The sequence below is a fragment of the Pandoraea vervacti genome, from assembly GCF_000934605.2.
Taxonomy (GTDB): domain Bacteria; phylum Pseudomonadota; class Gammaproteobacteria; order Burkholderiales; family Burkholderiaceae; genus Pandoraea; species Pandoraea vervacti.
Genome location: NZ_CP010897.2, coordinates 37141 through 59842, shown reverse-complemented (window position 1 = coordinate 59842; position 22702 = coordinate 37141). Strand labels below are relative to the sequence as shown.

Genomic DNA, 22702 nt, shown 5'->3' with positions numbered 1-22702 from the left:
TTACGCGAGCGCTAAATGACGCGAATCGATTAGCGCAGAAGCAGTCGATGCCGGATGCCACCCCTGGTCACATAAATATTGCTTGAGTGTCAGGCAGGTTATCCACCAAAATTCTCAAGAACAATTTAATTTTTATCCCGAAAACATTAGCGTTTCTGAAGTATCGACTTCCACGATCATGCGAAATCTCGATATCGACCTGTTGCGCACTTTCATGGCGATTGCTCAGCATGAGACCTTTGCGGCAGCTGCCGCGCGGGTGGGCCGCACGCAGTCCGCCATCACGCAGCAGATGCAGCGGCTTGAGCAGGAAATGGGGTGTGCGCTGTTCGAAAAGCAGGGGCGACAGAAGACGATGACGGCCGACGGCTTGCGTCTCGTGGCCTATGCGAACAAGATTCTCGCGCTCAACGATCAGGCGGTGCAGGTGATGCAAACGCGCGGGCCGGCGGAGAAGTTGCGCATCGGCTCGCCGCACGATGTGGCGGAGTCGATTCTGCCCAGCATGTTGCGACGGCTGTCGAAACTATCGGCGGAATTGCAATTGGAAATCATCGTCGGACGCAGTCCCCATTTGATGGACGCGCTGCGCGATAACGAACTCGATCTGGCGATCTCCACGCGCTACGACGAAGGCTTCCCCGGTATCAAGCTGCGCACCTCGCCCATGGTGTGGATCTGTGCGGACGACTTCATCTTCAACGCGGCGGCGCCCGTGCCGCTCGTGATGGCGGACGAACTCAGCCTGTTCCGGCGTCTGTCGATCGAGCGGCTCAACGCCGCCGGCATCGCGTGGCGCACGAGCTTCATCTCGCCGACGCTCACCGGCATCAAGGCGGCGATCAGCGCAGGCCTCGGGGTGACGGCCCGCACGACCGAACTGCTCGACGCGAACATGCGCGTGTTGTCCGAGGCGGACGGGCTGCCGCGTTTGCCCGACGTGGCCTTCTATCTCTACGTTCAACCCACCTGCACGAGTCAGGTGTTGCGCGAGTTGTTCGAATCGACCGAGCACATCGCCACGCGCTTCGGGCCGCCCTTCGTCATGGGCGATACGTGATGCGTCGGATGGTCGACCGACCGGCCCGACTGCCGATGTGTCATGCCTTCGGCGCCGTCCCGGGACGCAGGTATGCGACGGCGTGCGCCACGTACTCGGCCTTGCCCAGCTCGACGCCGTAGTGACGCAAAATGCTGTAAGCGGTGTTGGTGTGGAAGTAAAACTGCGCCAGGGCCCAGTCGCGTGCGTATTGCCCGCCGGTCATGTCGAAGACCACGCCATTGGGCATTTCCAGCGCGATGTCGATGTACTCGCCAGCGTCGAGCGCATTGCCGGGCAGCGTTTCGTGAAAGGCAATGGCATCGGCCAGGCACGCCTTCGCCTGGGCGAAGGTGCCGGGACGCTGTGCGCTGTTCCATCCTTCACGTTGAATCGCCTTTGCCGATTCCGGGATCGCTTCGCCTCGCAACCGATACACCGGCTCCATCGACAGATAGCTGGCAAAGCGCGCCTGCGCGGCGAGCGGGTACATGTCGGGTGCGAGTCGCAGCGTCATCAGGGTGTCGGCGTCCTTGCCCTGCGTCTTGGCGTACGCCGCGGCCTTGTCGAGCCACGCCGACTGGCCGCGTAGCATTTGCACGAACGTGGGAATGAGAAGTTCGGTCAGCGTCATACGGTCCCTCCAGTGGACTTTTATGGATATGCGCGGCGAACCGCACCGCCGGGGCAGCTTATCGCGATATCGCGCCATTCGCACAACAGGGTGAGTCAGCGATTATCAGGATGCACGACGCATATGACGACTCGCGCGCCACCGGCGGTGACCTCTTACGTCATGGCGACCAGCAATTCCTCGGCATTGGCGGGGGGACGCAGTCCATCGGACCGGTTCGCAAAATATTGCTGCGTCAACGTCGCTGCCGACACGTGCTGCACGTGCGCAAAGCCGTTCTCCCTGGCCAGATCCATCATCTCTTGCGGCGTGAAGAAGCTGATGAAGGGCGTGCCGCTCGCGCGAGCCCCTTTGGCCGCCATTTCCAATCCGGGACGCACGTCGGCATCCGCCATCTCCAGCGGCAGCAGGAACGTCATGGCGAACGTCGATCCCGGCGCGAACGACGCCACTTCACGCAGCGTCGCGGCATTCGCCTCGCGCGTGAGATACATGCTCACGCCCGTGGAGACGATCACGGCAGGTTGCCGAGGATCGAAGCCCCCGGCGAGCAGCGCGTTGCGCCATGCGTCTGCGGCTTCGAAGTCGACCGGCACGAAGCGAAGCCAGTCGGGCACGCCATAGCCGGTGGCGATGAGACGATCGTGCTTCCAGCGCTGCGGACCGGGCTGGTCGACTTCGAAAACGGTCAATGATCCGGCCAGTTCGGGATGACGCTGCACGAAACTGTCGAGTCCCGCGCCGAGGATCACGTACTGGCGCACGCCGTTGCGGCATTGCGCCACCACGAGGTCTTCGATGTAACGCGCGCGGGCGACGATGGAGGCGCGAAACACACGTGTGAATTCCGGGTTCATGTCACCGCGCTCCCGCCAGTCGTCCGGCGGTTCGAGCAGCCGCAGTCCCACGGCGTCGGTGAGCACATGCGGTTCGGCGTCGACTTCGAGATGCAATGCCCGCCACAACGCGACGCGCGCCGCCGTGCTCTCGGGTGCAATGTCTTTCGGATCGGTCATGAGATGCCTCGCGAATCGGAACGGAGGTTGCCGTCGGATTGGCAATTTTCACATGACGCCCGAATTTTCGCCGGTCAATCGCGCCTGCCGCCCTTCATGCGATCGATTGCGCTTCGCGATAGTGTTCGGCCATGAAATCGATGAACGCGCGCACCCTGGCGTTTACATGGCGCGTACGCGGGTACAGCGCGTAATAGTGGCTGCGACCGAGCGAGTATTGCGGCAACACGCGCACCAGTGTGCCGTAGGCCAGCGCCGCCCGGACGGTGTGCCCGGTAAACGCCGCAATGCCTGCGCCGGCGAGCGACGCCGCGTAGAGGGCGGTAATGGCATCCGTCGTGAACCCGCCGCCCAGCGCGACATGATGCGTAGCCCCGTCCGAGTCGGCGAGACGCCACGTGTCGGGGCTGCTTGCGCCCGCGAAGCGCAGACATTGGTGGGACGCCAGATCGTTCGGCGTACGCGGCAATCCGTATTGCGACAGGTAGGTGGGAGAGGCGACCAGCACCGTGTCCGATGCCGTCAGCCGTTTCGCCATCAAGCCGCTGTCGGGCAACGGTGCGCTGCTGATGCGCAGCGCAAGGTCGACCCCCTCGGTCAACAGGTCGACGAATGGGTCGCTGCACGACAGTGTCAGGTCGATGTCGGGATAACGCAGGCGAAAGGCGGGCAACCATGCCGAGAGCTCCAGCGTGCCGACGGCCAGCGGCACACTCACGCGCAACGGCCCGACGGGATGCTCGCGCTCGTCTGCGATCGTGTCGGCCATGGCGTCGATGCGCGCGAGGATGTCGACGCAATGCCGGTGGTAGCGCTCCCCCGCGTGGGTCAGCGAAAACCGACGCGTGCTGCGATTGACCAGCGCGACGCCCAGCGCGGCCTCCGTCTGCGTCAACTGACGCGACACGCTCGAATGCGACATTCCCAACGCTTGCCCGGCACCGGAAAAACTTCGGGCCTGGACCAAAGCGACGAAAACGCGCATGGCGAGCAATGAATTCATGTCGAGTGCAGCAAAGACGCGGAAACGGGGAACGGCGGTCGGGGATTTTCGTCAGCGCGGCGGCAGCGCAAGCACCCGGTCCGTCGTCATCACGTCGCCAAAGGTGTCTTCGATCTCCGCAAGGGCAGCGCGATGCAGAGCTGCGTGACCCACGCGGGAGCCATCGGCGCGCACGATGTCGCGGGTTGCCGAGGCGTCCGATGCTACCACGACGCGATAGCCCAACGGCACGGCGTCGCGTGCCGCGCCAGCGACACAGGCGTGCGTCATCAGACCGGCGATCAGCAGCGTATCGACGCGCGCGGCCTTGAGCCTTGCGTTGAGATCGGTACTGGCGAATACGCTCACCGAGGTCTTCTGTAGCACCGTGTCGCGGGCGCGAGGCGTCGCACCGGGTGCGAAGTCGACGGTCTTGCCATCCAGCGCGAAGACGGCGGCGCCACCCGGTGCAATGTGCTGAATCTGGAAGACGGGCATACCGGTGCGATCGGCCAGCGCAAGCAGCCTTTGCGTGTTGGCGAGCGCCAGCGCGCCATCCGGAATCGGCATGCGGCCCGTGAAGTATTCGTTCTGGAAATCGATGACGACGAGCGCCGTGCGTTTCGGGTCGAGACTGTCGAGGGGCGTTGCGCCCAGCATGGCCCGGATCGTCGGGGCGGCGGCGGGTGCGCCGCCGCTTCGCTCAGTCGCGGTGGTAGCGGTGGTAGCGGTGGTAGCGCCAGTTGCGGCGCGGGCCGTCCCCGTCGCCGCAGCGCACAGCGACAAGCCAAGCGTGGCGAGTTTCAGCGTGTCGATCAGCAGTTTCGTCATGGGTCGTCCTCTATCGATGTCGTGGAGGTGACCAGTCTAGGCAAGCGTCCTCATGCGAAACAGACACCGACAGACACAGCACTTGTGCACCGGCTGCACGAATCGCAATCGGCGGACGACGCGTGTGCCTCAGATGTGGGACAGCCCCTGATACAGCACGTACAGACCCACGAGTACGATCAGTCCGCCGGAGAAGTACGGTGCCTTGCGCGCGAATTCGCCGAAGCCGTGCCATCGCCGCGACACGTGACGCACGCTGAGCGCCGCCAGCGCGCCGGACGCCACCATGGTCATCGCCAAACCAATGCTGAAGCACAGGACAAGTCCCGCCCCGAGTGCGAAGCGCTTGAGTTGCAGGCATAGCAGCAGCACGGTGATCGAGGCCGGGCATGGCGCCAGTCCTCCCGTCAGACCGAACATCACGATCTGGCCGGTGGAGACCTCGCGCCCGGAGAAGCGTCGTTCGATGTCGCGGGCGTGGGCACGTTCGTGAGCGTCCTGATAGTCGCCGGTTTGCCCCAGCACGGGTGAGCCCGTGTGGACGCGGCCGGGCGCCGAGGCGTCGTGGTCGTGGTCGTGGTCGTGGTCGTGGTCGTGGTCGTGGTCGTGGTCGTGGTCGTGGTCGGCATGATCGTGCGCCTGCGCGCTGACGTTGTCGCGCCACGTGCGCCACAGCATCCATGCGGCAACGGCAAGAATCAGTACGCCGGACGCCACCTGAAAGTACGATTCCGTCGCCTCGGCATTCCAGTTGCGCCCAAAGTACAACCCTGCCATCGCCACGAGCCACACAACCGCCGTATGCGAAGCCGTCGCCGACAAGCCGAGCAACACCGCCTGCCCGACGGTGCCGCGAATGGCCACGATGAACGCCGCCATCATCGTCTTCGAGTGTCCCGGTTCAAGGCCATGCAGCGCGCCAAGCAGGATCGCGCTCGGAACGAAAAGCCAGGCATTGCCTTGCTGGAGGAGGGTGGAGAACTCGGTCATGGCACAGCGCTCAAGAGGAAACGTCGTCCGCGCAATATACTCCCCCTCAGTATATTTGTGTTAGGATTTTTTTCATCTAATTTCGTGACAGACAGGAGCGCGACAGACCGTGCACACGATTCGGGACAAGAACAAGTTGCTGGCACGCGTGCGTCGCATTCAGGGTCAGACGCAGGCGTTGGAGCGCCAGTTGACGCAGGAGGGCGACTGCGTGGAAATCCTTCAGCAGATCGCGGCCATTCGCGGTGCGATCAATGGTCTGATGGGCGCAGTCATCGAAGGGCACCTCGCCGATCACGTCATCAACGAACCCGATCAGGCGCATCGCGAAGCCGAACTGGCGCCGCTGCTTCATGTCATCAAGGCCTATCTGAAATGACCGATGTCATGCGCCACGAACCGCTGCTTCGCTTCGAAGGGCTGACCCAACGCTTCGACGATTTCACACTTTTCGAGAACTTGTGTTTCAGCGCCGGTGCCGGCTGCTTCGCGTTGCGCGATGAAGGCGGCGGCGGCAAAACTACGCTGTTGGGCATGCTGGCGGGCACTGTCGATACGGGTGGCGGCAAGGTGTGGATCGCTGGGCATTCGTTGCAGAGCGCCCCGGCCGCTGCGAAGGCTGCGCTGGCGGTGGTGCCGTTCGATTGCCTGACGCAGCCCTCGCAGACGGGGCGCGAATTTCTGGCGCAACGTGCGGCGGCGCGTGAGGCGACAGTCGGCGCAGATGTCCTCGCTCTGGCCGATCGCTTCAGCCTGATGCCGCACATCGAGAAGCGCTTTGAGCAGATGTCGACGGGCACGCGCCGGAAGTTCTATCTGACGGCCCTTCTGTTCGGCGCGCCGCGCGTGATTCTTGCGGATGAGCCGACCGGCGGTCTCGATGGCCCCTCGCGTGCGGTGCTCATCGACCTGTTCACCACGCTTGGTAAAGAGAGTTGCGTCTTCTTCTCCACCCATGACGATGCGCTTGTCGAGGGATGTCAGGCCAGGACCGTAGGGTTCCCGGAACTCGCGGGCGGCGACCTTCGGTGATGGCGGCAGCGGGGCAAGCACGCCCCGCTGCGGTCGGCGCACGGCACTCAAGGCTTCGGCATCAACATATCGTAGCTTTTCAACCCGTCGAGCACGGTGCTCAGAGACTCGATCTTGCAGACCTCTTCCATGACGAACTGCGGCACGGTGTGCTTCAGGTAAGGCTGAACGTCCTCGTTTTCTACGAAGGCATCAAACCATTTCGCAGTCGCTTCATTCACGGGACAGAGCACCCAGTCCACGGTCAGCTTGGCGACCGCCTTCCGCCCGTCTTCATCGAGCGCCAGGAATGAAGGGGGCGTTTGCATGGTAGCCCCCGTTCGATACCCGTCGCGAATGGCCTGCCGCATGCCCTCCTTCGCGTGCTCGATCCGCGCCTTTTTTTCCGGATCGTCGACCGGCGCCGGATCGTCAACCCGCGCCGGTTCGTTGGTCCTGAGCAAGCACACCTGCATGTGCATATGCAATTGCGTTGAGGGTGACATCGAATCCGCCAGTTTCTGGACAACTTCCTTGAGGTCGTTGCTCAACGCGCAGAAAGGCGCATTGGCCGCAGAGGGGTCAGCGCCCCCGACGTTCGTCGGGGAAAACGTCGCCACGGTGATGTTCTCGGTCAATCCCATAATCGCACTCCTTAAATTTCCGTTGATCGGAGTTCCAGATTGGCACTGATAGCGCAGCACACTTTAGCTTTCTGACGCGACGCTTTGGTGCCATGAAGCGATCCAGTCACGGTTGGGAGGTTGGAGGCACGGTTGACTGAGGAAAGGCTTGGTGACGTTCGCCAGGGCCGCCGCTTCGGACACACCGATGCCCTCCCCGAAAAGGCAAATTCAAATGGTGTGACATGCGCTAAAGACGGCCGCGATGCCTCTTTTCTGCTCGATGGGAATTTCGGGTACTGCCCGATGGATTCCGAGCCAGGGGCACAACGCAGTTAGCCGTCCATCTGGTAGGTCTTCATTTTTCCCGTGACCGCACGCCAGACCGATGGGCTAGTGAAGAACCTCAGTTTTCTTTCGATGGCGTCAAAGTGTGTCTTCGTCATCGACCCTTTCAGAAATGGCTTCACATCTGCGTTCGAGGTAAGGCAATTGAAGTGCGATTCGATCTCCCATACCTGCAAGTCATTGAGGTTGCTAACGGCACCGTTGACCGCAGCTTGCATGTCTTCCGACGATGACAAACGCTTGAACGAGGCAGGGGTAGTGGCGTAATGGGCATCGGATAGCCCATTTAGCACGGCCTCCCACAAGTCGCATGTGGCTTTCTGCACGGGATCTTCGTAACGAGAGGCTACCATCCTCAACGTTTCTATTCGGGACATGACATGGCTCATCGCATCGCTGCCCGCCATTTTCAACTTGTCTGAAATTCCATCGACGTCACTCTGAGACAATGTGCCTTTCAAAAATGGCTTTACGTCCTCGTTCGCGGTGAGTCGATTGAAATGGTTTTCAAACGACATCCATGTGACGGGGAGAAGTTTGGCAACCACAAGTCGAACGACGTCGTGCATTTCCTCCTTCGACAGGCACACAAACGATCCGGGCGTTTTAGCATCGTATCCGTTCGCCACACCATCCAGCACCGCACGCCACAAGTCGCTTGCTGCAAGGGAAATTCGCGGGTGCGACCATCCTTCCTCCACTAACATACGGTACTCTTCAATCTTCACACGGACGAATCCCAACCCGACTCGCACGACTTCGTCGTAGGTGTCTTGTGGAACGGTATGCTTCAGATATGGCCGGAGACATTCTTCCGCGATAAGACAGACAAACCACCGATGCGTCTCTCTATTGACGGGCGAAAACACCCAGGACACCGTGAGTCGAACGACATCTCGCCTATCGTTTTCGTTTAACGCCAGGAACGACGCCGGCACCGTAACACCTCGAAGCTCGCGGAACGCCTTTCGAACCGCATCCCACATATCGGCTTTTGCCGTCTCGATCCTTTCTGCGCGGCTCAATCTGTCAGGCAGTGGATGAGTGCCGTCGCCCCCTCCCTCCAACATGCCGTAATTTTCAATTCTTTCCTTGACGTGCCTCAGGCAACTTAGCCGGCTAACTTGGTAGTACGTTGCCCGGGAGACAGTGCCATTCAAGTACTGCCGAATATAGTTGTCTGCGGTGAACCGATTGAACCACCGCTCAGTCTCACTATTCACCGGTGCAAACACCCAGTCCACAACCCGTTGTGCGACTTCTCGCTTTGCGTGTTCGGAGAGTTCTTTGAACCACTGCGGCGCGACGACGTCCTGCTTGTCGCGAACGCCCTTGCGAACCTCCTCCTTCATGGCTTCGGTTGCGCCATCGACGTTGTACGTTCCTGTAGAAACGGGAGCCGAACGAAGATATGCGGCTGCCGTCACTATCGAATCCTGTCCGATCTGCAAGCTCGCCATTGATGGCGCTGCGCTGTGTCCGATGGCGGTGAGTTCAGCGGCCATGTCCGTCGTTTCACGAGGACTGCTTTTCTGAATATCGTCCGGTTCGAGCCTTGCAGGAATGTTCGTGGCGCCACTGGCGGCCCCGGTCGTACTTGGGATGCTGTACATGATTCTGCTCCTGAGTAATCGGCATAGATGAAGGACTCGGCCCGCCCTGCAGGATTCCCGAAGACGAGCCGGCCGGCGATCGTTGTTGACTTAGGCGCTCCGGGTACCGCCGGATGCGTTCCGAGCGAAGGCCACATCAGGGCGTTAACCAGCCATCTGGTACTTCTCCATTTTGGTTGTGATGTCACGCCAGATTTGGATGTTCGTAAAGAACCTCAGTTTTCTTTCGATTTCGTCATATTGGGCCTTCGACATCGATCCCTTGAGGTAAGGCTTCACATCCGCGTTCTCAGTAAGACAATTGAAATGCGACGGGATTTGCCAACCCTGCAGCGGCTTAAGGCGGCTTGCCGCTTCATTGACGACAGCTTGTTTATCTTTCGATAATGAAAGACTAGTGAACGACGCCGGCGTAGTGGCGACGCGACTATTGGATACGCCGTCGAGAACGGCTTCCCATAGGTCATATTTGGCTTGCTGCACGGGATCGTCGGAGCGATAGGCGATCATCCTGTACTGCTTGATTCGAGACATGACATGGGAACGCGCGTCACCGCCAGCCTTTTGCATCTTGAGCAGGATTCCGTCTGCATCGCTCTGAGACAATGTCCCTTTCAAGAATGGCTTTACATCGCTATTTGCAGTGAGGCGATTGAAATGGTTTTCAAACTTCGTCCATGCAATAGGAAGAAGCCTGGCAACTGCACGTTGCACGACCTCACGTCGGTTCGCGTCAGAGAGGCACGCGAACGACTTGGGTGTTTTTGCGTCGTACCCGTTCTCAACGCCATCCAGCACCGCATTCCACAAATCGTTTGCCCCGATTTCGACTCGCTTCTGCGCCTCCACTGCGGGTATCAACATACCGTACTCTTTTATCTTTTGCCGGACGAAATTTAGGCCGATTCGCTCGACTTCGTCGTAGGTTTCTTGTGGAACGGTATTTTCCAGATATGGCCGGAGACTCGCCCCTGCAACAAGACACTCGAACCATCGATGCGTCTCTCTGTTGACGGGCGAGAACACCCATGACACCGTTAATTCGACAACCTCTTGCCTATCATCTTCATTTAGCGCCAGGAACGACGCTGGCACCGCGACGCCTTTATGGTCATAGAACCCCTTGCGAACCGCGTCCCACATCTCCGCTTTTGCATTCTCGATCCTTTCCGCGCGATTCAACCTGTCAACCGGCGGACGGACGTTGTTGTCTTGCCCTTCCAGCATGCCGTAATTTTTGATTCTGTCTCTGACGTGCCCCAGACAATGCAGCCGGCTAACCTGCTCGTACGTTGTTTCGGAAACGGTGTTTGTTAAGTATTTCTGAATATATTTATCCGCAGTAAATCTGTTGAACCAACGTTCAGTTTCGCTATTGACTGGACTAAACACCCAGTCGACAACCTGTTTTGCAACCTTCCGCTTTGCATCTTCAGAGAGCTCCATAAACCACTGCGGTGCGACAACGTCCTTCCTGTTATGAACCCCCTCGCGAACCGCCTGCTTCATGGTTTCGGTCGCGCGCCGAATGTCCTCCATTTCGGCACGAACTGGTGCCGAACGAAGATATGCGGTCGTCGGTACTATCGCGTCCTGTCCGATCCGCAGGCCTGCCAGTGACGGTACCGAGCTGTGCCCAATAGTGTTTAGCTCGGCGGCCATTTCCGCCGTTTTAGGGGGACTGTTTTTTGGACTGGCGTCTTCCGGTTCCAGCCTTGCAGGGATATTCGTAGCGCCGCCGGCGGACCCGGTCGTACTTGAGGGGCTGTACATGATTCTGCTCCTGAATAATCTGAGTATTCGAAGGGAAATTCGACTGGTGTGACGTGCGGTAGAGACGTCCGCGATGCCTGTCCTCTGTCTGATGGGAATTTCAGATTGGCACTGATCTCGCGGTACATTTTTGCTTTCTGACCGGCCGCTTTGGGGCCGTGAAGCGAGCCGGTCACGGTTGGGAGATTGGGGAAGTCATTGACTGGGGAAAGGCCTGACGCATTCTTGGCCCTTGCGCGGAAGCAATCGCCAATCTCAACCTTGCAACATGTCGTAATCCAAAATCGTATCTTTCACGCGCCCGAGTCCTCCGCACTTTATGATCGCTTCATAAGTTGTCTTCGGCACCGTATTCTTCAGATAATTTCTAAAGAACGCTTTCCCCACCACCTCGTAGAACCAAAGCTCCGTTTCCTGATTGATTGGATTTAGCGCCCAATCAATGGTCAACTTTGCGACTTTTCGTTTGGCGTCCTCGGTCAGATACATGAACGACTCCGGGCCGGTGGCGTCCATTCGCTCGGCAACGCCGTGTCGAACGACATTCCATATCTCGGCTTTCGCGGTTTCAATGGTATTTTTCGTGTCTTCCTCACGCATGCCATACGTGTCGATCAGATCTCTAATGTGCGCCAGGCTTCCCGTTTTCGTCACTTCTCGGTACGTTTCGTAGGGCACGGTATTCGTCAGATAAGGCTGAATGGTCTTGTCCGCCGTGAATCTTTCGAACCACGCAGCCGTATCGTCATTGACCGGGCTGAACACCCAGTCCACTGTCAATTTCACGAGATCCTTCTTTTCGACTTCCGTTAATTTCTCGAATGACTCCGGCACCGAGATGATTTGCGCCTCGTAAACGGCTTTGCGGACCGCGTTCCACATATCGTCTTTTGCATGGGCGACGTGCCAGCTGTTTTCGCTATACACCATTTCATATTTCTTTATTCTCGCCATGAGATGCGTACGCTTGTCGTAGTACCTGTCAAGGTTTTGGAACAACGCATAGGCGGCATCGCGGGTTTCCTGCGAAATTGTTTTTTTCAGGTGACCTTTTACGTCGGCGTTGGCAGTGAGGCGATTGAAATATCCGTCGATTCTGCTAGCGTTTTCCTTGAACACCTCGTCAACTGCGCGCTTGACCACTAGCCGTTTTTCGGACTCCGACAACGAATAAAAGGATTCAGGTGTCCAGGCGTCGTGTTCGCGTCGGTATCCCTCTTCTACAGCCCGCCATAAGTCGTTGAACTCGCGATCCACGCGAGCCGAAGCCAACCGGCGGAGCTCCGTAATGTCGTCAACGGGTTTCGCAATGGCCGGCGCATTCGCCATCGACATGGCGGGACGATGCCCAACGTTCGTCAGTTCAGCGGGCATTGGCGCTGCTGCCTGCGCATTTCGCGATTCGGTCCTCGGGGCGGCGGTCTGCGCGGTGATCGCTCCCGGTGGGAGGTTGGAAGAAATCCGGTTTTCCATGAGTCAACTCCTCAACGATGAGAGGGCGGTCCGAGGGCTCGGACCTGCGATGCCGATGACCGCAACGTTGATGACCCAATACCGTTAGGCCGGCGGCCATTTCACAGTGGCACGCATGGAACGGTTCACTTTTGTTTTTTGGCGCCGGGCTGTGCGCACGCGTGAAGCTTCAACCCGGCTTGTGACGTTCGCCCGGGCAGCGAATAAGGGTGTGCCCATGCCCCTCCTCCCTTTTGAACTGACTCACTGCAACGTTGGTTGCAAGGCCACAGGAGACATCTCGGCATGAAGATGCGAGGTTCGGCGACGAGGGATTATCGGGGCGTGGAATGCCGCTCCCGGGGAGATGGACGTGGGCCGCGGGCCGGAACGTCGAGAAGTTGTGCCGCACGCGATTGGAGCAGCAGCGGAAATATTTGGCGCGCCGGGTGCGACCGGTCCGGCATTGCGGGGCGCGCCGACTTCCGAATGGCGCGCCGTCTGTCGCGCGTTCAATATTCTGCGCTTTGGTACGAACCGACGCCGAACAATGAAACGCGCCCGTCGTAGCCCCCGTCCGCTCAAGCGGTGTGAAGGGCGGTAAAGACGCGAGAAGCGTTCATTGAGTGGGCGGTCTGACAGACTGCAAGAGGGATATGGCTGTCGTTCGTTGCGCTTCGTCAAACTTCCCGAGCCACGCACTATCGAAGGAGAGCTCGTACAGGACTGCCGTGCACCTGTTGGAGGGTGGCGCGATCTCGACGATGACGCTTAAGGCAGTCTGCCGGTCCGCCCTATCGATGATGTCGATGTTGTGCAGGATCTCCTTGATGTCTTCCGGACTCGGCCCGAAATGCTCAAGCTCCTCTATCTGTCGCTCGTCCCCTCCGCCTACCGCGACGATTTTCTTCCAGAGCTCGTAGAACGCCTCGAAGGGAAACGCCGAAGACGGCGCATTCGCCGTGCGCAGCGCCTGACCGGGAGCTGCCGCGCTGCGCTGCGCAAATGTTTCTGTGCTCGCCGTCTGCGAAAGGCCTGCCACGTCCGCAGCGAAACCCTGAGGCATTTCGGCCGGTGGACGGTCACTGTCGGGAAGCTGAACCGGCGAACCGCGGCCGCTGAGGTTGATCGATGACGACTCCATGATGGAACTCCTTCATTGGTTGGGGATTTCATCATGTCACCCCGATCGCGCCCCTCTTTCAGATACGAACCACCCGCTTTGCGATCCGGCGGCCGGTAGCGTCGGTTCCCAATCGCGCCACCAGGTCTTGCGTCCCGCATCACGACCGATAAATCCCGATTCCGAGTCGCCTTTTGTCTGATGGGTCACCGATGGAGGGAGAGGCGGCCCCAGGTGAGTGCACGTCTCGCGGGCCAAAATCGATGCTCAACGGCCATCGAACCCCATGAAGCGCCGCCGTTGAGGCCCTAGGCACGGGCATTGATCTGCGCTCATTAAAGTTAACGCCGCATTGCGCCGTAAGCGCAGAGAGTATGGACGTAATGGCATCAATGTTTTGCTGCGACGGCATCGGCGGTCCCGCCCGAGCAGCTACCCCCCCAATCCACGGCTCGCTCGCGGGCCTACCGATGAAAGCCCATGAAAGTCACTTCGTTGCGAACCCGGATTCTGCTCATCACCTGCCTGACGGTCGTGGGCGCGCTGATCCTCTCAGGCGTTACGACCTACGTGATCGTGCGCGACAGCATGATGTCAAGCATCGAGCACACGCTCTCGGCCGTGGCCACCGGTAATGCAGGCACCGTCGAGCGCTGGTCCGCCGACAAGGCGCAGGCCGTCGTGGCGACGTCGCAAGTCGTCGAGAAAGGCGACCCGGGTGGGCTTGTGAAGCTCATGGGCAAGACCAACGACTTCCCGATCACCAGCATCGGCTGGTCGGACAAGACCTTCTTTTCCACTGCGCCTACCCCGGCGGACTACGACCCGACCGCCCGCCCCTGGTACAAGAGCGCAGTGGCGGCCGGCAAGCTGACGGTCACGAAACCCTACGGCGACTCGTCGACGGGCATTCCCTACGTCGCCTTCACCGCACCGCTCGTGCGCGACGGCCAGACGATCGGGGCCATCAGCGGCGCGGTGGCGCTCACCGGGGTGCAGGACATCATCAAGGCCGTGCATCCCACGCCGTCGAGCCTCGCGCTCGTGGTCGCCAGCGACGGGCAGGTGATCGCTCACCCGGACAGCAAGTATTCGCTCAAGCCCTCCACCGATGTCTCGCCGACGCTCACGGCCGACTCGCTGGCTGGCATGGCCGCCGACGGCGCCGCACCGGTATCGATGGAACTGTCCGGCGCCCTCAAGCTGCTCAAGGCCAAGCGCATTCCGGGTACAGACTGGTATCTGGTCGTCGCACTCGACCGTGCGGAAGCCACCTCGGGCCTCACGCACGTGCTGACAGCCACCATCGTGACCCTGGTCGTGCTCACGCTCGCGGCGCTGCTGATCGCCTCCATCTTCACCTCCCGCGCCTTCAAGCGCCTGTCGATCGTGCGCGACGCCATGGACACCATCGGCTCGGGCGACGGCGACATGACGCAGCGTCTGGACGTCACCGGCCACGACGAAGTGGCGCAGATCTCGAAGTCCTTCAACGCGTTCGTCGACAAGATCAGCACGGTGATGCTCGACGTACGCACGGGCGTGTCGTCGATGACCTCCGCCACGAGCGAGATCGAGATGGGCAACCGCGACCTGTCGCAGCGCACGGAGGCATCCGCCGGGTCGTTGCAGGAGACGTCGTCGGCCCTCACCGAGCTGACATCGAGCGTCAGGCAAACGGCCGACACCGCCGAGCATGCGACACGCCTGGCCAACGACGCCAGCGCGGCGGCTGCACGTGGCGGTCAAGTCGTCACCGATGCGGTCGGGACGATGGCCGCCATCACGCAATCGTCGGAACGCATTACGGAGATCATCAGCGTGATCGACGGCATCGCCTTCCAGACGAACATCCTCGCGCTCAACGCTGCGGTCGAAGCCGCGCGGGCCGGCGAGCAGGGACGCGGCTTCGCCGTGGTCGCCGGTGAAGTCCGAACGCTGGCGCAACGCAGCGCGGCGGCGGCACAGGAAATCAAGGCGCTGATCGAGACGTCAGTCCAAAACGTGAAAAGCGGCACGGAGCGCGTGCAGGCGGCGGGCACGACAATGAACGAGATCGTGGACGGCATCGCGCGTGTACAACGTCTGGTGAGCGAGATTCACGGCGCGATGACCGAGCAAAGCGCGGGCATCAGCCAGATCGACCGGTCAGTGTCGGAAATGGATCAGGCGACGCAACAAAACGCGGCACTGGTGGAAGAGTCGGCGGCGGCATCGGCGATGCTCAGCGAGCAGGCTCGCATGCTGGCGGAGACGGTGGCGCGCTTCCGCCTTCGGGAAGGCCATCACGCCGGCGCGCACGGCTTCGGGAGCCCGCACACGCCCGCGCTGACGGTGGTCGGCGGCTCGCAACGGCTTGCCGCCTGATAATTTTCCCGTTACAATCGCGCTCCCTTGCGGGACAAAGCCGACGTGGTGAAATTGGTAGACACGCTATCTTGAGGGGGTAGTGGCGAAAGCTGTGCGAGTTCGAGTCTCGCCGTCGGCACCAAGGTTTCAGAAGGCAGAAGATCGAAAGGTCTTCTGCCTTTTTCGTTTTTCGTTTTTCCCCAGCGCAAAGGCTTCGCCCCGCCCCCTTCCGCCGGCCCCGTCGCCGTCTCACCGCAGCAATCCCGCCTCCCGCAGCATTCGCTGCACCGTCGGCCACTGTCCACGCGCGAATTTGCCCAGCCCGATCCGCTGCCAGTGGCGCTGCACGGCGGCATGCCCCTGCGGTCCGTCCGCCAGAAAGCAAGCCAGCGCGGGAAGCCGCAAGCGCGGATCGAGTTGCCCGAAGCGATGAATCAGCAGCCGGAACAGCGCGTAGCGCTTATGCTGGCCGGGCATCGTCTGCTGCCATTGCGCGACAAAGGCCCGCCATTGCGGCGTGCCGCCGCCGCGCTGCACGGCCCTCGCCCAGTGCATCACGATGTCGGCGGACAAGTCTTCGCTCAGGCCAAGAAAGTCCGACTGGAATCGAAAAGCCGTGTCCGGATCCGGCGGCACTGGCGGGAAAGGCAGGGGACCGAGCGGTTCAGTGAAGTTGACGACGCCCGCGAGATCTTGCGCGATGTCGGGCGTCGCGCTGGCGCGAGACGCCTCGTCCATATCCGAGGGCACGACGAGACTGAGTTCCGGGATGGAAGACAACAACATGCAAGCAGTCTCCGTAACAACGAAGGACACGATCCACCGCCCCTCATTTCCCGCGCGCCGCATTCGATGCATTCGATGCATTCGATCCGTTCGATGCGCTGGACGTGCTGGCGTGGCGGAGCGGCGATAGCACGTATTCCACGTATTCCGCGTATTCGCGATGGAAGCCCCATGCTGTCACCCATTTCACGCCCTTCTTTGCGATACAGACCTGCGGCCTTTGGATTCCGGGCGCATGCGGGGGCACTCCCTCATGGCGAGATGGGACATTGCCCAATCCCCATCCCCCCACCGCGCCGAGCCGTCGCTTCGTCAGTCGAATTTGCGACCGCGCGTCTCCGGTATCTTCAGGTAAACGGGGGCGCCTGCGGTATTTCAAGCGCTGGCGGCAACGTCGTTGTCCTCAGTCGGCCGCGTATTGCTTGTCCAGCGCGTCGTAGAACGGCTTGTTCACCAGACGCTGGCGCTCCGCGAACGGCGCCACCAGCGAGGGGTCTTCATCCAGACGTCCGCTATCGCGCAGCGCGCCCAGCGCTTTTTGCATGCCGAGCACGGCGCTTTGCAGCGCGGCGTTCGCATACAGCACGATGCCGTAGCCGAGTTCGGCCAGACGCGGCTGCGATTGCGTCGGGGTCTTTCCGCCGATGACGATATTGATGAGTTGCGGACGCTCGAACAACGCGGGCAGGCGTTCGATATCCGACAGCGTTTCCGTCGCTTCGATGAAAAGAATGTCGGCCCCGGCTTCGATAAAGCGATGGCCGCGTTCGATGGCAGCCTCGATCCCGTCGAGCGCGGCCGCGTCCGTGCGCGCGATGATCTGCAGATTGCCGTCTTCACGTGCGTCGAGCGCAGCGCGAATCTTGCCGACCATCTCGCCGGCGCCGATCACGGCCTTGCCGTTGAAGTGGCCGCACTTCTTGGGCAACACCTGATCCTCGAACTGGATGGCATCGGCGCCGCTGCGCTCGAGCACGCGCACGGCGTGGCGCACGTTCAATGCATTGCCGAAGCCCGTGTCGGCGTCGACGACGATCGGCAGCGACACGGCGTCGCGCACGCGGGCGGTGTGCTCGGCCATCTCCGCCAGCCCGACGAACGCCAGATCGGGCAGGCCGAGCGACATGTTGGTCACGCCCGCGCCCGTGAGATAAAGCGCTTCGAAACCGGCGTCTTCGATGACGCGCGCCGAAAGCGCATTGAAGGCGCCCGGCACGAGCAAGCCCTGACGGGCCTCGACCTTGCGGCGAAATTCGGCACGGCGTTGTGCAGTTGCGGTGGTCATGAGTCCTGTCTCCTGTGAGTTATCGGTCAATGCAGACCCTGTTCGCAATCCGCATGCCAGCTACCGTGCGACTTGAGATCGTCGAAAAATGCGCCGTCGAATCAGCAACTTGCGCTGGACAGCCCGTTGACTGCGGATGTGGCAGAATTCACGCATTGCAGATGAAACGTTTCATGAAACGCTACTGAAACGCACCGGAAACGGTGGCATGAAACGTTTCGGCGCCGCCCGCACTGAGTGGCGCCTTCCGGAGACAGTCGTCATGCCCGCCAGCCTTTCCGGCACGCCGCCGCCACTTGCCATGGACGCCCGTGGCGCGGCCTCCACGCCGTCCGATCCCCGCGCACGTCGCCCGGGCATAGCACTGGTGAGCATCAGCCGCTTGCAGACCCTTTGCGAGACGCTCGCGCCGCGATATACCGACCGCGCACGGTTTTATTCCGTACGCGAAGGCTACGGCGCAGCGGTGAGCGCATTGCAGTCGTACGTGGAATCGGGCGCGGTCGATGTGGTGCTGGCCGCCGGATCGAACGGGGCATATCTGCGCGAGAACCTGTCGGTGCCCGTCGTCACCGTGAAGGTCAATGGCTTCGACGTGCTCAGCGCTATCACCCGCGCGACGACCACGTGGCCGGACCAACCCCTGGGACTGGTGCTGCACGAGACGGTCTCGCGCGAGCTGGACGATCTCGGGCAGTTGCTGAAGATTCAGATTCGTCAGCGTGCGTATCGCTCGGTGGACGAAGTGCAGCATGCCGTCGACACGCTCGCCGCACAGGGCTGCAAGGTCATCATCGGTCCGGGCATGGCATGCGATTTCGCGCAGCAGGCGGGGCTGGAACACGTCTTCCTGTATTCGCTCGGCGCGGTGGAGGAAGCGTTCGAGCGCTCCGTGGAGCTTGCGCGCGTGAGTCGCGAGAAAGAATCGAAGCGCATGCGTCTGAACACCATCGTGGCGCACATGCGCGACGGTGTCGCGGCATTCGACGAGCACGGCCAGCTAGAAGCGGTCAATCCCGCCATGCTCACGCTGCTGGGCGTGGATGACGGGCGGGTTGCCACACCGGGCGCACGCCAGATCGAACTCACACGCAAGCTCGGGCCAATGTTGCGCGAGCTGTCCGAGAGCGGCATCGCGATCGAAGAGCGGCTCGAACATATCGATGGACGTGCGTTCATTGTCAGTTGCGTGCCGATCTACGAGTACGGCATGCGCTTGGGCGCCGTGGCGACGGTGCAGGACGCGCAGATGGCGCAGCGCATCGACCGCTCGCTGCGCACGACTCAGCGCCCGAAGCACCTCGTGGCGAAGCATGAGCTTGCCGAACTGGTCGGTGATTCGCCGCAGATCGGCAAGGTGCGGCGTCTGGCGGGCACGGGGGCGTTGCACGACGCAACCGTGCTCCTCACCGGCGAGAGCGGCACAGGCAAGGAACTGGTCGCACAAGGCATCCACAACGCGAGCGCGCGACGCGGCAATCCCTTCGTCGCGTTCAACTGCGCCGCGTTGCCGGAAGGGTTGATCGAGAGCGAGCTGTTCGGGCACGACGAGGGCGCGTTCACCGGCGCGCGTCGTGGCGGGAAGGCGGGGCTTTTCGAGATCGCGCATACCGGCACGATCTTTCTCGACGAGATCGGCGAGATGCCCGCCGCGATGCAAAGCCGGCTGCTGCGCGTCTTGCAGGAGCGCGAGGTCATGCGGCTGGGGTCGGGGCGTCCAGTGCCGGTGGACGTTCGCGTAATCGCCGCCACTCACCGCGATCTGAACGCACTGGTCGCGCAAGGGCGTTTTCGCGCCGACCTGTATTTCCGTCTGAATCTATTGCAGGTGACGTTGCCCGCGCTGCGGGAACGGCGCGGCGACATTCGTCTGTTGGCCAGGACGCTACTGGCCAGAAACGCCACGCAATACGGACTGGATACGCGGGCGTCGAAGGCCATTCTCGAAGCACTCTCGCCGCTGTTCGATCATTACGACTGGCCCGGCAACGTGCGTGAGCTGGAGAACCTGCTCGCACGCGCGGCGATCTACCTCGACAACGATGTCGCGCGTCACACACAAACCTTGCACGAGGTGTTCCCGGAATTGTTGCGTCTCGGGCCACGCCGCACGGCGGGCGGAGAAGCGGGCGGAGAAGCGGGCGGCAAAGCGGGTGGCGAAGCGGGTGGCGAAGCGCAGCACGAGGCCAGCAACGAAGACGTCAGTCGCCGCGATGTCGTTACGCGAGACGCCGCCCTCGCCGCGCTGCAGGCGTGTGGCGGCAATCGCGCGAGCGCGGCGCGCGCACTTGGCATTAGCCGGACGACATTCTGGCGACTGATGAAATCGGGCGCGTGAGCCCGATACCCGTCCCGCTCAGATAACCCCTTGCGCAAGCATCGCGTCGGCCACCTTCACAAAGCCCGCGACGTTCGCGCCGTTGACGTAGCTCACCGACCCGTCCGCGCGACGGCCGTGTTGCAGACAGACTTCGTGAATGCTGCGCATGATGTCGTGCAAACGCGCATCGACTTCCTCACGCGGCCACGAGATGCGCATGGCGTTCTGGCTCATCTCGAGCCCTGACGTCGCGACACCGCCCGCGTTACTCGCCTTGCCCGGCGCGTAAAGAATGCCCTGGCTTTCGAAGCGCTTGGCGGCTTCGTTGGTCGACGGCATGTTGGCGCCTTCCGCCACACAGATCACGCCGTTTCGGATGAGCGTTTGGGCGTCGTCGGCGTCGAGTTCGTTCTGCGTGGCGCAGGGCAGTGCGACATCGACCGGAATATGCCACGGGCGCTCACCGGCGAGGAACTGGCTGCCGGTGCGTTTGGCGTAATCGCTCACGCGTCCGTAGTGGTGGTTCTTCACGTCCATCAGCTCGGCGAGCTTCTCGGGCGTAAAGCCGTCTTCATCGACGATGGTGCCGCTCGAGTCGGACACGGTGACGACCTTCGCGCCGAGTGCCATTGCTTTCTCGACGGCGTATTGGGCGACGTTGCCGGAGCCGGACACGCTCACGCGCAGACCGTCGAAGCTGCGGCCCGATTGTTTGAGCATCTCTTCGGCAAAGTAGACGGTGCCGTAACCGGTCGCTTCCGGACGAATCAGCGAACCGCCGAAGGACAACCCCTTGCCGGTGAAGACACAATCGGCGCGATTCGACAGTTTCTTCATCATGCCGGCCATGAAGCCCACTTCGCGGCCGCCCACGCCGATGTCGCCCGCGGGCACATCCGTGTCGCTGCCGACGTGGCGAAAGAGTTCGGTGACGAACGCCTGACAGAAGCGCATGACTTCACCGGGGCTCTTGCCCTTCGGATCGAAGTCCGCGCCCCCCTTGCCGCCGCCCATGGGCAGCGTCGTGAGCGCGTTCTTGAAGGTTTGCTCGAAGGCGAGGAATTTGAGGATGGACAGGTTGACCGACGGGTGAAAGCGCAGGCCGCCCTTGTACGGGCCGATGGCGGAGCTGTGCTGAATGCGATAGCCGCGATTGACCTGCACGTCGCCATGATCGTCGACCCACGAAACACGGAACATGACGGTGCGCTCCGGTTCGACAAGACGGTCGAGCAAGCCGTGCTCGGCATACTTCGGGTGTTGTGAAATGAATGGCCAGAGACTATCCATCACTTCCGTGACAGCTTGCAGGAACTCCGGTTGGCCAGGATTGCGCTCGGCAGTCGCGCGCAGAAAGTCGTCAAGCGATGGATATTTCATCTCGGATGCCCTTTGGTGGTGCTTATTCTTTTGCAGGGAAAGTATTTTGCACCAATTAGGATCGCGACATGAATGGAATTTATGGAGATCAGGGGAAATACCGGGTATTTGTTCCGATATATGACGTAGTGCCAATCAGTTATGCCGCGAAGGCCGGCCAATGATTTTTCTACCTACATTCCCCCTACATCCGATCGAGCGCCTTCACCGCGAGCGCGGCAGCGGTCGCCCGCGTCTCAACATGCAGCTTTTGAAATAGATGTTCGAGGTGTTTGTTCACCGTGCGTGGCGCCATGCCGAGGATGTCGCCGATGTCGCGGTTCGCCTTGCCGCGCGACACCCAGAGCAGCACTTCGGCTTCGCGTGCCGTCAGACCGAAGCGCAGGGCAAGCGTGTTGCAGTACGCGGTATCGTCGGCTTCCATCAACGTGACGATCCACTCACCGGTCTTCGGCCCGGCAGCGACGCTCGCGGAGCGGCGAACGTTGCCGAGTGCAAATTCGTACATGACGTCGGTTCTGGCTCCCTGCATCAGCCAGTCGACGAACCAGTTCAGCAGCGGGGCGGGCAGGCGCGGTTCGATGGCACCCGCCGGGCCGTTCGCGTACGCCGCAATCTGTCGCGCCGCCTGCGGACTCTGCCACCGGATGGCGCCATCGGCAGACACGATGACGGCCGCTCTCGCGTCGAGCGCCAAGGCCGCCTGCGCATAGGACTGCGCGCGTGAGCGCACGACGTGCGCCCCAATTCTCGCGCAGACCTCTTCCGGGCGCACCGGCTTGGTCACGTAGTCGATACCGCCGACGCGAAAACCGCGAACCACATGCTCGCTTTCGGTGAGCGAGGTCATGAAGATCACCGGCAAGTGTTCATGCCGCGTCTCCTGCTTGATTCGCGTGCAGGTCTCGAAGCCGTCCATCGCGGGCATCATCGCGTCGAGCAACACGACGTCGGGCGTCACGCGCGAGAGGCATTTCAGTGCGGCCTCACCGCTCAGCGCCACGAGCACCGCGTAACCGTTCGCCTGCAAGGTGTCCGAGAGAAACGCCAGATTGTCGGGCGTATCGTCGACGATCAGCACGACAGGGCGGCTGCCGAGCCACACTGGCGGGTCGCTCGTTCCGACACCGGCATCAGGCATGTCAGG

19 protein-coding genes and 1 tRNA gene are annotated in these 22702 nt (G+C 61.4%); 6 read left to right on the top strand and 14 right to left on the bottom strand.

Annotated elements, in window-relative coordinates:
• Positions 1-178 precede the first annotated feature (178 nt).
• A complete protein-coding gene (locus UC34_RS00270) occupies positions 179-1060 on the top strand; it encodes a LysR substrate-binding domain-containing protein (protein ID WP_044453205.1) in 882 nt (293 codons plus the stop codon).
• Positions 1061-1100: 40 nt separating this feature from the next.
• Here the strand turns inward: UC34_RS00270 and UC34_RS00265 are convergent, their stop codons facing one another.
• The 5 genes from UC34_RS00265 to UC34_RS00245 all read right to left on the bottom strand — a co-directional run bounded on the left by UC34_RS00265 (position 1101) and on the right by UC34_RS00245 (position 5492).
• Positions 1101-1673, bottom strand: a complete 573-nt coding sequence (locus UC34_RS00265) for a DUF1993 domain-containing protein (RefSeq protein WP_044453204.1) — start codon at positions 1671-1673, stop codon at positions 1101-1103.
• Positions 1674-1828: 155 nt separating this feature from the next.
• On the bottom strand, positions 1829-2689 hold the full coding sequence (locus tag UC34_RS00260) for a class I SAM-dependent methyltransferase (protein ID WP_044453203.1): 861 nt from the start codon (positions 2687-2689) through the stop codon (positions 1829-1831).
• Positions 2690-2783: 94 nt separating this feature from the next.
• Positions 2784-3674, bottom strand: a complete 891-nt coding sequence (locus UC34_RS00255; RefSeq protein ID WP_237165370.1) for a LysR family transcriptional regulator — start codon at positions 3672-3674, stop codon at positions 2784-2786.
• A gap of 69 nt (positions 3675-3743) precedes the next feature.
• The gene (locus UC34_RS00250) at positions 3744-4331 is read right to left on the bottom strand and encodes an isochorismatase family protein (RefSeq protein ID WP_218919573.1); all 588 of its coding nucleotides are present in this window, start codon (positions 4329-4331) and stop codon (positions 3744-3746) included.
• 300 nt (positions 4332-4631) lie between these two features.
• Positions 4632-5492, bottom strand: a complete 861-nt coding sequence (locus tag UC34_RS00245) for a nickel/cobalt efflux transporter (protein WP_044453201.1) — start codon at positions 5490-5492, stop codon at positions 4632-4634.
• 109 nt (positions 5493-5601) lie between these two features.
• Here UC34_RS00245 and UC34_RS00240 point away from each other — a divergent pair, with 109 nt between their 5' ends.
• Both UC34_RS00240 and UC34_RS00235 read left to right on the top strand, forming a co-directional pair.
• On the top strand, positions 5602-5871 hold the full coding sequence (locus tag UC34_RS00240) for a metal/formaldehyde-sensitive transcriptional repressor (protein WP_044453200.1): 270 nt from the start codon (positions 5602-5604) through the stop codon (positions 5869-5871).
• A complete protein-coding gene (locus UC34_RS00235; protein WP_335645752.1) occupies positions 5868-6524 on the top strand; it encodes an ABC transporter ATP-binding protein in 657 nt (218 codons plus the stop codon). Before UC34_RS00240 ends, UC34_RS00235 begins: the two co-directional genes overlap by 4 nt.
• A 47-nt stretch (positions 6525-6571) precedes the next feature.
• On the opposite strand, the gene UC34_RS00230 is transcribed toward UC34_RS00235, so the two are convergent.
• The 5 genes from UC34_RS00230 to UC34_RS00205 form a co-directional block, all read right to left on the bottom strand.
• On the bottom strand, positions 6572-7147 hold the full coding sequence (locus tag UC34_RS00230) for a hypothetical protein (RefSeq protein ID WP_044453199.1): 576 nt from the start codon (positions 7145-7147) through the stop codon (positions 6572-6574).
• A 314-nt stretch (positions 7148-7461) separates the two neighbouring features.
• Positions 7462-9087 carry a hypothetical protein gene (locus tag UC34_RS00225; protein ID WP_044453198.1) on the bottom strand — a complete coding sequence of 542 codons (1626 nt, stop codon included), beginning with the start codon at positions 9085-9087 and terminating at the stop codon, positions 7462-7464.
• 144 nt (positions 9088-9231) lie between these two features.
• Entirely contained in the window at positions 9232-10860 is a 1629-nt protein-coding gene (locus tag UC34_RS00220) for a hypothetical protein (protein ID WP_157122940.1), read from the bottom strand.
• 255 nt (positions 10861-11115) lie between these two features.
• Positions 11116-12333 carry a hypothetical protein gene (locus UC34_RS00215; protein WP_157122938.1) on the bottom strand — a complete coding sequence of 406 codons (1218 nt, stop codon included), beginning with the start codon at positions 12331-12333 and terminating at the stop codon, positions 11116-11118.
• A 598-nt stretch (positions 12334-12931) separates the two neighbouring features.
• Complete coding sequence (locus UC34_RS00205; RefSeq protein WP_044453194.1) at positions 12932-13456, bottom strand: hypothetical protein; 525 nt, start codon at positions 13454-13456, stop codon at positions 12932-12934.
• A 459-nt stretch (positions 13457-13915) separates the two neighbouring features.
• Between UC34_RS00205 and UC34_RS00200 the strand changes: the two genes are divergently transcribed.
• Both UC34_RS00200 and UC34_RS00195 read left to right on the top strand, forming a co-directional pair.
• Positions 13916-15802, top strand: coding sequence for a methyl-accepting chemotaxis protein (locus tag UC34_RS00200; RefSeq protein WP_044453193.1), 1887 nt, complete (start codon positions 13916-13918; stop codon positions 15800-15802).
• A gap of 39 nt (positions 15803-15841) precedes the next feature.
• Positions 15842-15926, top strand: a tRNA-Leu gene (locus tag UC34_RS00195).
• 107 nt (positions 15927-16033) lie between these two features.
• Here the strand turns inward: UC34_RS00195 and UC34_RS00190 are convergent.
• Both UC34_RS00190 and UC34_RS00185 read right to left on the bottom strand, forming a co-directional pair.
• A complete protein-coding gene (locus UC34_RS00190) occupies positions 16034-16570 on the bottom strand; it encodes a hypothetical protein (protein ID WP_044453192.1) in 537 nt (178 codons plus the stop codon).
• Between the two features lie 403 nt (positions 16571-16973).
• Positions 16974-17855 carry an isocitrate lyase/PEP mutase family protein gene (locus UC34_RS00185; RefSeq protein WP_044453191.1) on the bottom strand — a complete coding sequence of 294 codons (882 nt, stop codon included), beginning with the start codon at positions 17853-17855 and terminating at the stop codon, positions 16974-16976.
• 301 nt (positions 17856-18156) lie between these two features.
• On the opposite strand from UC34_RS00185, the gene prpR reads away from it, so the two are divergent.
• Positions 18157-20193 (top strand): propionate catabolism operon regulatory protein PrpR, encoded by a 2037-nt coding sequence (gene prpR / locus UC34_RS00180; RefSeq protein ID WP_044457548.1) that lies wholly within the window; start codon positions 18157-18159, stop codon positions 20191-20193.
• An 18-nt stretch (positions 20194-20211) separates the two neighbouring features.
• On the opposite strand, the gene gdhA is transcribed toward prpR, so the two are convergent.
• Both gdhA and UC34_RS00170 read right to left on the bottom strand, forming a co-directional pair.
• Complete coding sequence (gdhA, locus tag UC34_RS00175; RefSeq protein ID WP_044453190.1) at positions 20212-21555, bottom strand: NADP-specific glutamate dehydrogenase; 1344 nt, start codon at positions 21553-21555, stop codon at positions 20212-20214.
• A gap of 184 nt (positions 21556-21739) precedes the next feature.
• Positions 21740-22696, bottom strand: coding sequence for a response regulator transcription factor (locus UC34_RS00170; RefSeq protein WP_044457547.1), 957 nt, complete (start codon positions 22694-22696; stop codon positions 21740-21742).
• Positions 22697-22702: the final 6 nt, after the last annotated feature.